The 14,664-nt window shown below is 65.3% G+C and carries 19 protein-coding genes and 1 tRNA gene; 14 read left to right on the forward strand and 6 right to left on the reverse strand.

Features of this window, described 5'->3' with window-relative positions:
• The 13 genes from AC1DY5_RS17810 to AC1DY5_RS17870 all read left to right on the forward strand — a co-directional run.
• On the forward strand, positions 1-278 hold a 278-nt coding region (locus tag AC1DY5_RS17810), incomplete at its 5' end, for a 50S ribosomal protein L6 (protein WP_478113426.1).
• Between the two features lie 14 nt (positions 279-292).
• Positions 293-658: a 50S ribosomal protein L18 gene (gene rplR, locus AC1DY5_RS17815; RefSeq protein ID WP_286522277.1), complete on the forward strand. Its 366-nt coding sequence runs from the start codon at positions 293-295 to the stop codon at positions 656-658.
• Positions 659-676: 18 nt separating this feature from the next.
• On the forward strand, positions 677-1,195 hold the full coding sequence (rpsE, locus tag AC1DY5_RS17820; protein ID WP_478113428.1) for a 30S ribosomal protein S5: 519 nt from the start codon (positions 677-679) through the stop codon (positions 1,193-1,195).
• A 14-nt stretch (positions 1,196-1,209) separates the two neighbouring features.
• Positions 1,210-1,395: a 50S ribosomal protein L30 gene (gene rpmD / locus AC1DY5_RS17825; RefSeq protein WP_286606142.1), complete on the forward strand. Its 186-nt coding sequence runs from the start codon at positions 1,210-1,212 to the stop codon at positions 1,393-1,395.
• Between the two features lie 24 nt (positions 1,396-1,419).
• Entirely contained in the window at positions 1,420-1,851 is a 432-nt protein-coding gene (rplO, locus tag AC1DY5_RS17830) for a 50S ribosomal protein L15 (protein ID WP_478113430.1), read from the forward strand.
• Between the two features lie 25 nt (positions 1,852-1,876).
• On the forward strand, positions 1,877-3,187 hold the full coding sequence (gene secY / locus AC1DY5_RS17835) for a preprotein translocase subunit SecY (protein ID WP_478113432.1): 1,311 nt from the start codon (positions 1,877-1,879) through the stop codon (positions 3,185-3,187).
• Positions 3,188-3,263: 76 nt separating this feature from the next.
• Complete coding sequence (rpmJ, locus tag AC1DY5_RS17840; protein WP_038201958.1) at positions 3,264-3,377, forward strand: 50S ribosomal protein L36; 114 nt, start codon at positions 3,264-3,266, stop codon at positions 3,375-3,377.
• Positions 3,378-3,401: 24 nt separating this feature from the next.
• Entirely contained in the window at positions 3,402-3,767 is a 366-nt protein-coding gene (gene rpsM, locus AC1DY5_RS17845; RefSeq protein WP_286371094.1) for a 30S ribosomal protein S13, read from the forward strand.
• Between the two features lie 12 nt (positions 3,768-3,779).
• A complete protein-coding gene (rpsK, locus tag AC1DY5_RS17850; protein ID WP_009124825.1) occupies positions 3,780-4,184 on the forward strand; it encodes a 30S ribosomal protein S11 in 405 nt (134 codons plus the stop codon).
• Between the two features lie 133 nt (positions 4,185-4,317).
• Positions 4,318-4,941: a 30S ribosomal protein S4 gene (gene rpsD, locus AC1DY5_RS17855; RefSeq protein WP_478113434.1), complete on the forward strand. Its 624-nt coding sequence runs from the start codon at positions 4,318-4,320 to the stop codon at positions 4,939-4,941.
• Between the two features lie 125 nt (positions 4,942-5,066).
• A complete protein-coding gene (locus AC1DY5_RS17860; RefSeq protein WP_093382585.1) occupies positions 5,067-6,056 on the forward strand; it encodes a DNA-directed RNA polymerase subunit alpha in 990 nt (329 codons plus the stop codon).
• Between the two features lie 86 nt (positions 6,057-6,142).
• Complete coding sequence (rplQ, locus tag AC1DY5_RS17865; protein ID WP_478113436.1) at positions 6,143-6,544, forward strand: 50S ribosomal protein L17; 402 nt, start codon at positions 6,143-6,145, stop codon at positions 6,542-6,544.
• Positions 6,545-6,562: 18 nt separating this feature from the next.
• Positions 6,563-6,639, forward strand: a tRNA-Met gene (locus tag AC1DY5_RS17870).
• A gap of 86 nt (positions 6,640-6,725) precedes the next feature.
• Here the strand turns inward: AC1DY5_RS17870 and AC1DY5_RS17875 are convergent.
• Genes AC1DY5_RS17875 through AC1DY5_RS17900 form a run of 6 tightly spaced genes read right to left on the reverse strand, consistent with a single transcriptional unit; the run spans position 6,726 to position 13,618 of the window.
• Positions 6,726-7,121 carry a RidA family protein gene (locus tag AC1DY5_RS17875; RefSeq protein WP_478113438.1) on the reverse strand — a complete coding sequence of 132 codons (396 nt, stop codon included), beginning with the start codon at positions 7,119-7,121 and terminating at the stop codon, positions 6,726-6,728.
• Complete coding sequence (locus AC1DY5_RS17880) at positions 7,118-8,737, reverse strand: AMP-binding protein (RefSeq protein WP_478113440.1); 1,620 nt, start codon at positions 8,735-8,737, stop codon at positions 7,118-7,120. The genes AC1DY5_RS17875 and AC1DY5_RS17880 overlap by 4 nt, the downstream gene beginning before the upstream one ends.
• Complete coding sequence (locus tag AC1DY5_RS17885; protein ID WP_478113441.1) at positions 8,734-9,927, reverse strand: acyl-CoA dehydrogenase family protein; 1,194 nt, start codon at positions 9,925-9,927, stop codon at positions 8,734-8,736. The genes AC1DY5_RS17880 and AC1DY5_RS17885 overlap by 4 nt, the downstream gene beginning before the upstream one ends.
• A 4-nt stretch (positions 9,928-9,931) precedes the next feature.
• Positions 9,932-10,786 carry an enoyl-CoA hydratase family protein gene (locus AC1DY5_RS17890; protein ID WP_478113442.1) on the reverse strand — a complete coding sequence of 285 codons (855 nt, stop codon included), beginning with the start codon at positions 10,784-10,786 and terminating at the stop codon, positions 9,932-9,934.
• Positions 10,783-11,259, reverse strand: coding sequence for a MarR family winged helix-turn-helix transcriptional regulator (locus AC1DY5_RS17895; protein ID WP_478113443.1), 477 nt, complete (start codon positions 11,257-11,259; stop codon positions 10,783-10,785). Before AC1DY5_RS17895 ends, AC1DY5_RS17890 begins: the two co-directional genes overlap by 4 nt.
• 1 nt (position 11,260) lies before the next feature.
• Complete coding sequence (locus AC1DY5_RS17900) at positions 11,261-13,618, reverse strand: bifunctional salicylyl-CoA 5-hydroxylase/oxidoreductase (RefSeq protein ID WP_478113445.1); 2,358 nt, start codon at positions 13,616-13,618, stop codon at positions 11,261-11,263.
• A 105-nt stretch (positions 13,619-13,723) separates the two neighbouring features.
• On the opposite strand from AC1DY5_RS17900, the gene AC1DY5_RS17905 reads away from it, so the two are divergent.
• Positions 13,724-14,664, forward strand: a 941-nt coding sequence (locus tag AC1DY5_RS17905; protein ID WP_478113446.1) for a class I SAM-dependent methyltransferase, incomplete at its 3' end; no start/stop codon positions are given.

The following is a 14,664-nucleotide window of genomic DNA, read 5'->3' on the forward strand; positions in this document are numbered from 1 at the left end:
AGCTCAACCTGGTCGGCGTCGGCTTCAAGGCTGCCGCGCAAGGTTCCAAGCTGAACCTCCAGGTCGGCTATTCGCACCCGGTCAACAAGGACATGCCGCAAGGCATCACGGTGGCAACGCCGACCCCGACCGAAATCATCGTCAAGGGTGCCGATCGCCAACGCGTCGGCCAGGTCGCCGCTGAGATTCGTGCTATTCGTCCGCCAGAGCCCTACAAGGGCAAGGGCATCCGCTATTCGGACGAGAAGATCACGATCAAAGAGACCAAGAAGAAATAAGGGGCAGCAAAATGATGTTGACCAAGAAAGCACAGCGCCTTCGCCGCTCGCGCCAGACCCGCATCCGCATTGCGACGCAAGGCGTGGCGCGCCTGACGGTGAACCGCACCAACCTGCACATCTACGCCACCGTCATCTCCGACGACGGCTCCAAGGTGATAGCCAGCGCATCGACGGCCGAAGCCGAAATGCGCACCGCACTGGGCGCTTCGGGCAAGGGTGCCACCGCTGCCGCGGCCACCGCCATCGGCAAGCGTATCGCTGAAAAGGCGAAGGCTGCCGGCGTCGAGAAGGTCGCCTTCGACCGCGCAGGTTTCGCCTACCACGGCCGCGTCAAGGCGCTGGCCGAAGCGGCCCGCGAAGCCGGCCTGCAGTTCTAACCGGACACGAGATTCAAAATGGCAAAGATTCAGGCAAGAACGCAGAACGAAGGCCCCGAGGACGGTCTGCGCGAGAAGATGATCGCGATCAACCGCGTCACCAAGGTGGTGAAGGGTGGTCGTATCCTCGGTTTCGCAGCACTCACCGTGGTCGGTGACRGCGACGGCCGCGTCGGCATGGGCAAGGGCAAGTCGAAGGAAGTGCCCGCCGCCGTGCAGAAGGCGATGGAAGAAGCCCGCCGCAACCTGGCGAAGATCTCGATCAAGAACGGCACGCTGCATCACCGCGTGACGGGCCATCACGGCGCCGCTTCGGTGGTCATGATCCCGGCTCCCAAGGGTACCGGCATCATCGCCGGCGGCCCGATGCGCGCCGTGTTCGAAGTGATGGGCATCACCGACATCGTGGCCAAGAGCCATGGTTCGTCGAACCCCTACAACATGGTCCGCGCCACCCTGGACGGCCTGAAGAACTCGACGACCGCGTCAGAAGTCGCTGCCAAGCGCGGCCTGACCGTCGAAGAACTCTTCGCCTGAACCGGAGCAGCAAAATGACGACGCAACAACAAACCGTCAAGGTGCAATTGGTCAAGAGCCCGATCGGCACCAAGGAATCGCATCGCGCCACTGTGCGCGGCCTGGGCCTGCGCAAGCTCAACAGCGTGAGCGAGCTGCAGGACACGCCCGCAGTGCGCGGCATGATCAACAAGATCAGTTATCTGGTCAAAGTGCTCTAAACAGAGCCACCGAGAGAGACGCATATGGAACTCAATGGCATCAAGCCGGCCGACGGCGCCAAGCATGCAAAGCGCCGTGTCGGTCGCGGCATCGGCTCTGGCCTCGGCAAGACCGCAGGTCGCGGTCACAAGGGTCAGAAGTCGCGTGCGGGCGGTTTCCACAAGGTGGGCTTCGAAGGCGGTCAAATGCCGCTGCAGCGCCGTCTGCCGAAGCGCGGCTTCAAGTCGCAGTCGCTCAAGTACAACGCCGAAGTCACGCTGGGCGCCCTCGAGCAGCTCGGCCTGGCCGAAGTGGACCTGCTGGCGCTGAAGCAAGCCGGCCTCGTGGGCCAGATCGCCAAGGTCGTCAAGGTCATCAAGACCGGCGAACTGACCAAGGCCGTCAAGCTGACGGGCATCGGTGCAACCGCAGGCGCCAAGGCAGTGATCGAAGCTGCCGGCGGCAGCGTCGCCTAACCACCCGGACTGAAAGAAGCTCTTCGTGGCAACCAACGCGGCAACGCTCGCAAAAACAGGCAAGTTCGGCGACCTGCGTCGCCGGCTGGTCTTTTTGCTGCTCGCGCTCGTGGTCTATCGCATCGGAGCCCACATTCCGGTGCCGGGCATCAACCCGGACCAACTGGCGCAACTGTTCCAAGGTCAGCAGGGCGGGATCCTGAGCCTGTTCAACATGTTCTCGGGCGGGGCGCTGTCGCGCTTCACCGTGTTCGCGTTGGGCATCATGCCGTACATCTCCGCGTCGATCATCATGCAACTGATGACCTACGTGGTGCCGACCTTCGAGCAGTTGAAGAAGGAAGGCGAGGCCGGTCGTCGCAAGATCACGCAGTACACCCGCTACGGTGCCCTGGCACTGGCCCTGTTCCAGTCCTTCAGCATCGCGGTCGCGCTCGAATCCTCGGCTGGCCTGGTGATCTCGCCCGGCTTCGGCTTCCGCATCACGGCCATGGTCAGCCTCACGGCCGGCTCGATGTTCCTGATGTGGCTCGGCGAGCAGATCACCGAGCGCGGTCTCGGCAACGGGATCTCGATCCTGATCTTCGCGGGCATCGCGGCCGGCCTGCCGAACGCCATCGGCGGCCTGGCATCGCTGGTGTCGACGGGGGCGATGAACCCGATCATCGCGCTGTTCATCATCGCGGTGGTCGTGCTGGTGACCTACTTCGTGGTGTTCGTCGAACGCGGCCAGCGCAAGATCCTCGTGAACTATGCGCGGCGACAGGTCGGCAACAAGGTCTATGGCGGTCAGTCGTCGCACCTGCCCCTGAAGCTGAACATGGCCGGTGTGATCCCGCCGATCTTTGCCTCGTCGATCATCCTGCTGCCGACCACGGTGGTGGGCTGGTTCAGCACCGGCGAAAGCATGCGCTGGATCAAGGACATCGCGAGCGCGCTGCAGCCGGGACAACCGATCTACGTGCTGCTGTACGCCGCCGCGATCGTGTTCTTCTGCTTCTTCTACACGGCGCTGGTTTTCAACAGCCGCGAAACGGCCGACAACCTGAAGAAGAGCGGTGCGTTCATTCCTGGCATTCGCCCGGGTGACCAGACCGCGCGCTATATCGACAAGATCCTGGTTCGACTGACGTTGGCCGGCGCGGTGTACATCACCTTCGTCTGCCTGCTGCCGGAGTTCCTGATCCTCAAGTACAACGTGCCCTTCTATTTTGGTGGCACGTCCTTGCTGATCATCGTGGTCGTGACGATGGACTTCATGGCCCAGGTGCAGAACTACATGATGTCGCAGCAGTACGAGTCGCTGCTGAAGAAAGCCAACTTCAAGACGTCGTAGCCACGCGGGTCTTTGAACGCAACGAATTTTCAGGCGAATGGTTCGCCGAGTTGAACAAGAGTTTTAGGAGAATGAAATGAGAGTTTCGGCTTCGGTCAAAACCATTTGCCGTAATTGCAAGATCATCCGCCGCAAGGGTGTGGTGCGTGTGATCTGTACCGACCCGCGCCACAAGCAGCGCCAGGGTTGATTGTTAGAGATTTAGAGGACGCACATGGCACGTATTGCTGGCATCAACATTCCGCCGCACAAGCACGCTGAAATCGGCCTGACCGCCATTTTCGGTATCGGTCGCACTCGCGCACGCAAGATCTGCGAGGCGAGCGGCATCGACTATGCGAAGAAGATCAAGGATCTGACCGACGCCGATCTCGAGAAGATCCGCGACCAGATCGCTCTCTTCACCATCGAAGGTGACCTGCGTCGCGAAACGACGATGAACATCAAGCGCTTGATGGACATCGGCTGCTACCGCGGCTTCCGCCACCGTCGCGGCCTGCCGATGCGCGGCCAGCGTACGCGTACCAATGCCCGCACCCGCAAGGGTCCGCGCAAGGCCGCGCAGTCCCTGAAGAAATAAGGATAGACCCCCATGGCTAAAGCTCCTGCCAATAACGCGGCGCAGCGCGTTCGCAAGAAGGTTCGCAAGAACGTTGCCGACGGCATCGCGCACGTGCACGCCTCGTTCAACAACACGATCATCACGATCACCGACCGCCAGGGCAACGCTCTGTCGTGGGCGTCGTCGGGTGGTCAGGGCTTCAAGGGCTCGCGCAAGTCGACGCCGTTCGCCGCGCAGGTCGCTTCCGAAGTCGCCGGCCGCGCTGCGGTCGAGCAAGGCATCAAGAACCTCGACGTCGAGATCAAGGGCCCCGGCCCCGGTCGCGAATCGTCGGTGCGCGCCCTGGCTGCGCTCGGCATCCGGATCAACTCCATCGCCGACGTGACCCCGGTGCCGCACAACGGCTGCCGTCCGCAGAAGCGCCGTCGCATCTAAGGCGACAACGCCCGGCGCAGCCTGCTTCACAGCGGCTGCGCATTTTTTGTTTTTGTTAAAGCCCACCGCCATCGGCACGCCGCTGATGGCTCCCGCAGCATCCCTGCGGCAGATGACATAGAAGGAAGATCAAGTGGCACGCTACCTCGGCCCCAAGGCCAAACTCTCCCGCCGCGAAGGCACCGACCTGTTCCTGAAGAGCGCCCGCCGCTCGATCCAAGACAAGTCGAAGTTCGACTCCAAGCCCGGCCAGCACGGTCGCACCTCGGGTCAGCGCACCTCCGACTTCGGCCTGCAACTGCGTGAAAAGCAGAAGGTCAAGCGCATGTACGGCGTGCTCGAGAAGCAGTTCCGCCGCTACTTCGAGGAAGCCGACCGCCGCCGCGGCAACACCGGCGCCAATCTGCTGTTCATCCTCGAGTCGCGCCTGGACAACGTGGTCTATCGCATGGGCTTCGGCTCGACGCGCGCCGAAGCACGCCAGCTGGTGTCGCACAAGGCGATCACGGTGAACGGCCAGTCGGTCAACATCCCGTCGTACCTGGTCAAGACCGGCGACGTGATCGCTGTCCGCGACAAGTCGAAGAAGCAGACCCGCGTGGCCGAAGCGCTGCAACTGGCCGGCCAGGTGGGCATGCCGGCGTGGGTCGAAGTCAACGCCGACAAGGCTGAAGGCACCTTCAAGAAGGTCCCCGATCGCGACGAATTCGGCGCCGACATCAACGAATCGCTGATCGTCGAACTGTATTCAAGGTAAGGCGATAACGTGCCGCTGACGCGGCCCGTACTTTTGATTTTTTGTTCCCGCCGGGATTGATCCCGCCGGGCGCTTCACCAGCCTTACCGGTGTAACGAGCCGGGGGTATTGAGAGGAAGTCCTGCATGCAAACAACCCTGCTGAAACCCAAGACCATCCAGGTCGAGCAACTCGCGCCCAACAAGGCAAAGGTCACGCTCGAACCGTTCGAGCGCGGCTACGGCCACACGCTCGGCAATGCACTGCGCCGCGTCCTGCTGTCGTCGATGGTCGGCTATTCGGCCACCGAAGTCACGATCGCCGGCGTGCTGCACGAGTACTCGTCGATCGATGGCGTGCAGGAAGACGTCGTCAACATCCTGCTGAACCTCAAGGGTGTGGTGTTCAAGCTCCACAACCGCGATGAAGTCACGCTGAGCCTGCGCAAGGACGGCGAAGGCCCGGTCACCGCTTCGGACATCCAGACGCCGCACGACGTCGAGATCATCAACCCCGACCACGTGATCGCCCACCTGTCGCAAGGCGGCAAGCTCGACATGCAGATCAAAGTCGAGAAGGGCCGCGGCTACGTGCCCGGCACGATGCGCCGCTACGCCGACGAGCCGACCAAGTCGATCGGCCGGATCGTGCTCGACGCTTCGTTCTCGCCGGTCAAGCGCGTCAGCTACACGGTCGAAAGCGCCCGTGTCGAACAGCGTACCGACCTCGACAAGCTGCTGGTCGAGATCGAGACCAACGGTGCGATCACCGCCGAAGACGCAGTGCGCGCCTCGGCCAAGATCCTGGTCGAGCAACTGGCTGTGTTCGCCCAGCTCGAAGGCGGCGAACTGGCTGCATTCGATGCCCCGGCACCGCGCAGCGCCCAGCAGTTCGATCCAATCCTGCTGCGCCCAGTCGACGAGCTCGAACTCACGGTGCGTTCGGCCAACTGCCTGAAGGCCGAGAACATCTACTACATCGGCGATCTGATCCAGCGCACCGAGAACGAGCTGCTCAAGACCCCGAACCTGGGTCGCAAGTCGCTCAACGAAATCAAGGAAGTGCTCGCCTCGCGCGGCCTGACCTTGGGCATGAAGCTCGAAAGCTGGCCGCCGGCCGGCCTCGACAAGCGATAATTCGATTTGGCCCTGAAGAAGAGGGCCAGTGCACCGGGCAGTACCTGATACGGCTGCCTGTTTTTATAAAGTAAAGGAAAAGCACCATGCGTCACGGACACGGACTCCGCAAACTCAACCGCACCAGCTCGCACCGCCTCGCGATGCTGCAGAACATGATGAACTCGCTCATCGAGCACGAGGCCATCAAGACCACGGTCCCCAAGGCCAAGGAACTGCGCCGCGTCATCGAACCGATGATCACGCTGGCCAAGAAGCCGACGGTTGCCAACAAGCGCCTCGCATTCGACCGCCTGCGTGACCGCGACAGCGTCGTCAAGCTGTTCGGCGAACTGGGGCCCCGCTACCAGGCACGTCCGGGCGGCTACACGCGCATCCTGAAAATGGGTTTCCGCGTGGGCGACAACGCGCCGATGGCCCTGGTCGAACTGGTTGATCGTCCCGATGTGACTGAAATTGCATCCGACGAGCAAAACGCCGCCGAATAGTATATAATTCTAGCTTGCCGCGCGATGGAGCAGCCTGGTAGCTCGTTGGGCTCATAACCCAAAGGTCGCAAGTTCAAATCTTGCTCGCGCAACCAAATTCCCGATACCCCCAAAAAGGTTGTCGACGAAGAAAAAAAGCCCACTTCCAAGTGGGCTTTTTTGTTTTCGGCGTTGCTTGAATTCAGTCGGGAATGACCGCCGTCACCTCGATCTCGATCTTGGCCCGCGCCTCGACCAGCGCCGCCACCTGGACGCAGGTCATCGCCGGGAAATTGCGGCCCATGGCCTCGCGATACACCGGCCCCAGCTCGCCCAGGCGGCGGTTGTACTCGTCGCGGTCGGTGATGTACCAGGTCATGCGAACCATGTGTTCCGGACCGGCCCCGGCTTCGCGCAGCACCTCGACGATGTTGCGCAGGGCCAGCCCGGCCTGTTCGATGAAGTCGTCCGACTCGAACTGCTGCTGGGAATTCCAGCCGATCTGTCCACCGACGAATACCTGGGTGCCGCGGGCGGCGACGCCGTTCGCGTAGCCCTTGGGGGGCAGCCAGCCTGGGGGTTGCAGGTGCTTGATCATGTCATTTGCCTCAATTTGAATCTCTGGAGTTTTCCGGTCTCGGTGCGCGGCAGCTGGTCCACGAACGCGATCTCGCGCGGGTATTTGTAGGGGGCGATGGTCGCCTTCACGTGGTCCTGCAGCGCCTTGGTCATGGCGGCGTCGCCGGTGTGCCCGGCCTTGAGCACGCAGAAGGCCTTGACGATCATGCCGCGCTCTTCGTCGGGCTTGCCGATGACGCCGCATTCGGCCACGGCCGGGTGCTWGAGCAGCGCGTCTTCCACCTCGGGACCGCCGACGTTGTAGCCGGCCGTGACGATCATGTCATCGGCGCGCGACTGGTAGAAGAAGTAGCCGTCCTCGTCCTCGACGAAGGCATCGCCGGGGTAGTTCCAGCCATTGCGCACGTAGTCGGCCTGACGCGGGTCGTCGAGGTAGCGGCAGCCGACCGGTCCTATGAGGGCCAGCTTGCCGACCGTGCCGCGCGGCACTTCGTTGCCCTCGTCGTCGACGATCTTCGCCGTGAAGCCGGGCACCGCCTTGCCGACCGCGCCGCGCCGTACCTGGTCGCCGGCGGCCGAGATGTAGATGTGAAAGACCTCGGTGCCGCCGATGCCGTCGAGCATCTCGAGGCCGGTGGCCTGCTTCCAGAGCTGGCGGGTGGCATCGGGCAGCGCCTCGCCGGCGCTCACGCTGATGCGCAGGCTCGGCACGCCGGCTGCCTTGGCGAAGGCGGCCATCTGGCGGTAGAAGGTTGGCGCGGTGTAGCAGATGGTGGCGCCGACTTCGCGGATCACCTGGACCATCGTCTCGGGCGTGTAGGGCTTGTCGTGGAAGTACACCGAGGCACCGGCCCACATCGGGAACACCAGCAGCCCGCCGAGCCCGAAGGTGAAGGCCAGCGGCGGCGAGCCGATCACGATGTCCTCGCTGCGCGCCTTGAGCACGTGGCGCGGCCAGGTCTGGCACATCGCCAGCACGTCGCGGTGCGTAGTGACGGGGGCCTTGGGCTTGCCGGTGGTGCCTGAGGTGAAGGCCAGCAGCGCGATGTCGTCGGCCGCGGTGGGGCAGGCCTGGAAGACGCCGTTCTTCGCGGCCGCGCGCGTGGTCAGGGAGTCGGGCGCGTCGAGCCGGTTGAAGGCGACGATGGTGCGCAGCACCGGATGGGCCCGCTGCGCGGCCTCCAGTTCGTCGAGCAGCTTGCCTTCGCACAGCGCGACCGTGGGTTGGGCCTTGTCGATGATCTCGCCGAGCTCCTTGGCCCGCAGCAGCGGCATGGTCGCGACCGCGATCAGGCCGGCCTTGACCACGGCCAGCCAGGCCAGTGCCATGGCGATCGAATTGCCGCCTCGCAGCAGCACCCGGTTGCCCGGCACCAGGTGCAGGTCCTCGGTCAGCACCTGCGCGATCCGGTTGACCTCGACCGCCGCTTCGGCATAGCTGAGCGTGCGCCCCGGCGAGCGCAGCATTGGCCGGTCGGCGAAGCCCTTGGCGGCGGCCTGGTCGAGCAGTTCCTCGACCAGGTTCAGCCGGTCGGGCAGCTGCAGCTCGGGCAGCTCGTAGCGAAAGATCGGCAGCTGGTCCGCCGGCGGCAGACGGTCGTGCACGAAACGATCGATTTGTGCGCTCTCGGTCATGGGTTCCTCAGAACGGCCTTGCCGATGATCAGCTGCTGGACCTCGGTCGCGCCCTCGTAGATGCGCAGCGAGCGGATGTCGCGGTAGAGGCTCTCGACCTTGGTGCCGACCTTGACGCCGAGGCCGCCGTGCATCTGCAGCGCCATGTCGATCACGCGGCTGGCGTTCTCGGTGGCGCACATCTTGGCCATCGCGGCGGCCGCCGTCAGGTCGCCGACCGCGGGTGCGCCGCGGCGCTCGCTGTCGTCGCGCATCCAAGCCGCGCGGTAGGTCAGCAGCGCCGCGCTGTCGATCATGGCCGCCATCTCGCCGAGCTTGGCCTGCGTGAGCTGGAAGTCGGCCAGGGTCTGGCCGAACATCTTGCGTTTCTGCGCATGCTGGATGGCTTCGGACAGGGCGCGGCGGGCCATGCCGAGCGCGGCGCCGGCCACCGAGGCGCGGAAGATGTCGAGCGTGCGCATCGCCAGCTTGAAGCCGCCGTTGAGTTCGCCGAGCTGGGCCGTGCGCGGCACTGTGCAGCCGTCGAAGCGCAGGGTCGCGAGCGGATGCGGCGCCATGACCTCGATGTGCGCCGAGGTGTCGAGCCCCGCCGTCTTCGCATCGACGATGAAGGCCGTGATGCCGCGCGATCCGGCGCTCGGATCGGTCTTGGCGAAGACGCAGTAGAAGTCGGCGATGCCGCCGTTGCTGATCCAGGTCTTTTCGCCGGTCAGGCGCCAGCCGTCGGCGGTGGGCTCGGCGCGCATCGCCATCGCCCCGACGTCGGAGCCGGCCTCGGGCTCGCTCAGCGCGAAGGCGGCAATCTTGTCGCCGCGGCCCACCGGCGCGAGGTAGTCGGCGTGCTGCGCGGGGCTGCCGGCCAGCGTGATCGCTCCGCTTCCCAGGCCCTGCATCGCGAACGCGAAATCGGCCAGCGGCGAGTGGAAGGCGAGTGTCTCGCGCAGCAGCACCAGGGCGCGCGAGTCGAGGCGCTCGAGGGCGCCGCCGGAGGAGGCCGGCACGCAATAGCGCAGCCAGCCGCCGTCGCCGAGGCGCCGCACCCAGTCGCGGCAGGCGGCGCGGTCGTCGCGCTCGTCCACCGATTGCGCCGCCGCCCAGGGCAGCAGGTCGCGCGCGAGGGCGCGGTGCGCCTCGTCGAAGAAGGGCAGCGCGAGATGCGCCGTCGAGGGATCTACAGCGGATGCGGCCATGCCATCAATCTCCCTGGAAGGCGGGCTTGCGCTTGGCGGCGAAGGCCTCGTAGGCGCGCCTGAAGTCGCCGGTCTGCATGCAGATGGCCTGGGCCTGAGCCTCCGACTCGATCGCCTGGTCGATGGTCATCGACCACTCCTGCGACAGCATGGTCTTGGTCATGCCGTGGGCGAAATTCGGGCCCTCGGCCAAGTCGCGGGCGACCGCCGTCGCGGCACCGAGCAGGGCGTCGCTCTCGTGCAGCGCATTGAAGAAGCCCCAGGCATGGCCCTCCTGGGCGGTCATGGCGCGGCCGGTGAAGAGCAGCTCGGAGGCGCGGCCCTGGCCGATCATGCGCGGCAGCAGCGCGCAGGCGCCCATGTCGGCGCCGGCGAGGCCGACGCGCGTGAACAGGAAGGCGGTGCGGGTGGCGGGCGATCCGTAGCGCAGGTCGCAGGCCAGCGCGATCATTGCGCCGGCGCCGGCGCAGACGCCGTCGATGGCGCCGACGATCGGCTGCGGGCAATGGCGGATCGCCTTCACGAGGTCGCCGGTCATGCGCGTGAACTCGAGCAGCTCGGGCATCTTCATCTGCGTCAGCGGACCGATGATCTCGTGCACGTCGCCGCCGGAGCAGAAGTTGCCGCCGGCACCGGTGACCACGATCGCCTTGACGTCGGTGGCGAAGCTCAGCGCCCGGAACAGGTTGCGCAGCTCGGCATAGGAGTCGAAGGTCAGCGGGTTCTTGCGCTCCGGTCGGTTCAGCGTGACGGTGCCGACGCCGGCCTCGAAGGTCCAGGAGAAATGCTCGGCCTGGTAGCCGGCCTTGGGTTCGAACTGTGCGCGCATGGGACTCGCCGCGCCGATGTAGTGCTTCATAGGGCCTCCGTCAATTGTTGATGCGAATGCTGCTTGACCTTGCCGAGCAGCTTGTGGAGCTGGTTGATTTCCTTCGGGCTCAGCGACGCAAAGGCGTCGCAGATCCAGGCCTCGTGCTGTTGCGCCATCTCGTTGAACAGCTTGCGCCCGCGCGCCGTGAGGCGCACGCGCCATGCGCGGCGGTCGCCGGCGACGTCGACGCGTTCGACCAACCCTTCGGTCACAAGCTGGTCGGTGATGCCGGTGACGTTGCCGCCCGTGACCATCATGCGGCGCGACAGCTCGTTCATCTTGAGCCCCTCGGGCGCGCGCTCGAGCTGCGACATCAGGTCGAAGCGCGGCAGCGTGGTGGCGAACTGCTCGCGCAGCTCGTTGCGCACCTGCTTCTCGATCAGCTGGGTGCAGGTCAAGAGGCGCAGCCAGAGCCGGAGCTCGTCCGGATGTTCGCTGTGGGCGCGGGCTTCGAGGTCCATGTCAGTGATCTTCCTCGGCGGCGCGCGGCGCGGCCGCCAGCGCCGCCGCGATCTGCTGCTGCTTGGCGATCTCGCGGTACATCTGGTCGCGGCCGCTCAGGTACTGCTTGGGCCAGTCGACCTCGCGGCTCTGGAGCTTGGCGGCCTCGTGCAGCGTCCAGGCCGGGTCGGCCAGGTGCGGCCGTGCGATCGCGCAGAGGTCGGCGCGGCCGGCCGCGATGATGCTGTTGGCCTGGTCGGCGTCGGTGATGGCGCCGACCGCGATGGTCGAGATGCCGACCTCGTTGCGGATCCGGTCGGCGAAGGGCGTCTGGTACATGCGGCCGTACACCGGCTTGGCGGCGCGCGTGGTCTGGCCCGAGGAGACGTCGATGAAGTCGGCGCCGGCTTCCTTGAAGGCACGCGCCATCACCACCGCGTCGGCATCGGTGTTACCGCCCAGCGCCCAGTCGTGGGCGGAGATGCGAACGCTCATTGGTCGCTCGGCCGGCCAGGCGGCGCGCATCGCGCAGAACACCTCGAGCGGGTAGCGCAGGCGGTTCTCGATGCTGCCTCCGCAGTCGTCGGTGCGCAGGTTGGTCAGCGGGCTCAGGAAGGCCGACAGCAGGTAGCCGTGCGCGCAATGCAGCTCGAGCCAGTCGAAGCCGATCTCGGCCGCGCGGCGGGTGGAGGCGACGAACTGGTCGCGCATCTGGTCCAATTGCTCGCGAGTCATCGCCGCCGGCAGCTGGTTCTGCTCGCCGTAGGCCAACGCACTGGCGGACAGCAGCGGCCAGTTGCCGCTTGCGAGCGGCTCGTCGGTGCCCTCCCAGCCGACCTGGGTCGAGCCCTTGGGCCCGCTGTGGCCGAGCTGCATGCCGATCTTGGCGCTCGACTGCGCGTGGACGAAGTCGACGATGCGCTGGAAGGCCGCCTGCTGGGCGTCGTTGTAGAGCCCGGTGCAGGCCGGGCTGATGCGGCCTTCGGGCGTCGGGCTGGTCATCTCGACCATCACCATCGCGGCACCGCCGAGCGCGCGCGCTCCCAGGTGGACCAGCAGGAAATCCTGCGGCACGCCCTCGACCGCGCTGTAGGTCGCCATCGGCGAGACGATGATGCGGTTCTTGAGCTCGAGCCCGCGCACCTTAAGTGGCAGCAACATGGGGGCGACCAGCTTGCCGCCCGACAGCCACTGCTCGTAGCCGCCGAGCCATTGGGTGTCACGCAGCCGCAGGTTCTCGTGGCTGATGCGCTGCGAGCGCGTCAGCAGCGAATAGGCGAACTGCTCGATCTCCATGCCGGTGTAGCGCGGCACGTTCTCGAACCATTCGGTGGAGTTGCGCGCCGCATTCTGGATCTTCAGCACCTCGACGCTGCGGCGGGCCTCGTAGGCTTCGAGCACATGGTCGATGTCGCCGCCGCTTTCGAATTCGTTGGCCAGGTCGATCGCGTCTTCGAGTGCCAGCTTGGTGCCCGAGCCGATCGAGAAGTGCGCCGTGTGGGCGGCATCGCCCATCAGCACCACCGGCACCGTCTTGCCGTCGACCTCGACGCGGTGGGTCCAGTGCTTACAGACCACGCGCGGGAAGCGGATCCAGTTGGCCGAGCCGCGCAGGTGCGTGGCGTTGCTGATCAGCGTGTGGCCGCCCAGGTACTTGGCGAACAGCTTCTCGCAGAAGGCGATGGCTTCGGGCTGCTCCATCTTGTCGAGCCCGTGGGCCTGCCAAACGGCCTCCGGCGTCTCTACGATGAAGGTCGAGGTCTTGTCGTCGAACTGGTAGGCATGGGCTTGGAACCAGCCGTGCTCGGTTTGCTCGAAGGCGAAAGTAAAGGCGTCGAAGGTCTGGTGGGTGCCGAGCCAGACGAAGCGGCATTGGCGCAGGTCGATGTCGGGCTGGTAGACCTCGGCGTAGCGCTGGCGGATGCGGCTGTTGAGGCCGTCGCTGGCGATCACGAGATCGGCCTTGTACTGTGCCGCCAGCGCCTGATCGTCGGTGGCGTCGGTCTCGAAGACCAGCTCGACGCCGAGCTCGAGGCAGCGCTCCTGCAGGATGTTGAGCAGCCGCTTGCGCCCGATGCCGCAGAAGCCGTGGCCGCCCGAACGCACCTGCCGTCCCTTGAAGAAGACCTGGATGTCGTCCCAGTGATGGAACTCGCGGCCGATCAGCGCCGCGGTGGGCGCGTCGGCGGCGGCTAGGTTGGCCAGCGTCTGGTCGCTCAGCACAACGCCCCAGCCGAAGGTGTCGAACGGGCGGTTTCGCTCGATCACCGTGATCTCCAACGAAGGCTGGCGGGCCTTCATCAGCAGCGCGAAGTAGAGCCCTGCGGGGCCACCGCCGATGCACAGCACGCGGCGAAGATTCGGAGTGAAGCTATTCATGGATAAATAGTTTAGACATAAACGATCTTCTGTCAACCATGGGAAGCCCGAGGTTCTCGACCGACCCGGTTGACGAGCCCGTTTTCGGTGGCAAGAATGTTCTGTATGCAAAGCCTGATACCGAAGATCGAGTCCCAGCTTTCCTCTCTGTCCGTCCCTATCGCGCTGCAACTTCCCGATGGCCGGCAGGTGGCCAAGGCCGGCGCCCGAGTCACCCTGGCCTTCAAGGACTGGTCCGAATTGGCCAAGCTGGCGGGCCGCCAGATCGGTGCCGTCGGTGAGGCCTACGTCGAGGGCCGCGTCCAGATCGAAGGCGCCATGCGCGACCTGTTCGACGCCGCGGCCGGCCTGCTGCCCGGCAATCCGGCCGAGACCAATACCGGCTGGTGGAGCCGCCTGCAGCGCCGCGCCAAGTCGCGGGGCTCGCATTCACTGGGCAGGGACGCGACCCAGATCGAGTTCCACTACGACGTCTCCGACGATTTCTACGCGCTGTGGCTGGATGCGCGGCGGGTCTATTCGTGCGCTTATTTCCGCGGCGCCGACATGACGCTGGCCGAGGCCCAGGAAGCCAAGCTCGACCACATCTGCCGCAAGCTGATGCTAAAGCCGGGCGAGCGCTACCTCGACATCGGCTCGGGCTGGGGTGCGCTCCTGATGTGGGCGGCCGAGCACTATGGCGTGGACGCTACCGGCATCACGCTGTCGAAGAACCAGCACGCCCATGTGCAGCGCCTGATCGAGGAGAAGGGGCTGCAGGGCCGGGTGCGGGTCGAGTTGCGCGACTACCGCCAGCTCGACAGCGCCCTGCCCTTCGACAAGATCTCGTCGGTCGGCATGTTCGAGCACGTGGGCAGCGCCAACATGGGCACCTACTTCCGCAAGATCCATTCGCTGCTGGTGCCCGGCGGCCTGGTGATGAACCACGGCATCACTTCGGGCCAGCTCGACTACCGGCAGCTCGGCGCCGGCATGGGCGACTTCATCGAGAAGTACATCTTCCCGGGCGGCGAACTGCTGCACGTGACCCACGTGCTGCGCGAGAC

The sequence above is a fragment of the Variovorax sp. P4_D9 genome (assembly GCF_056401695.1).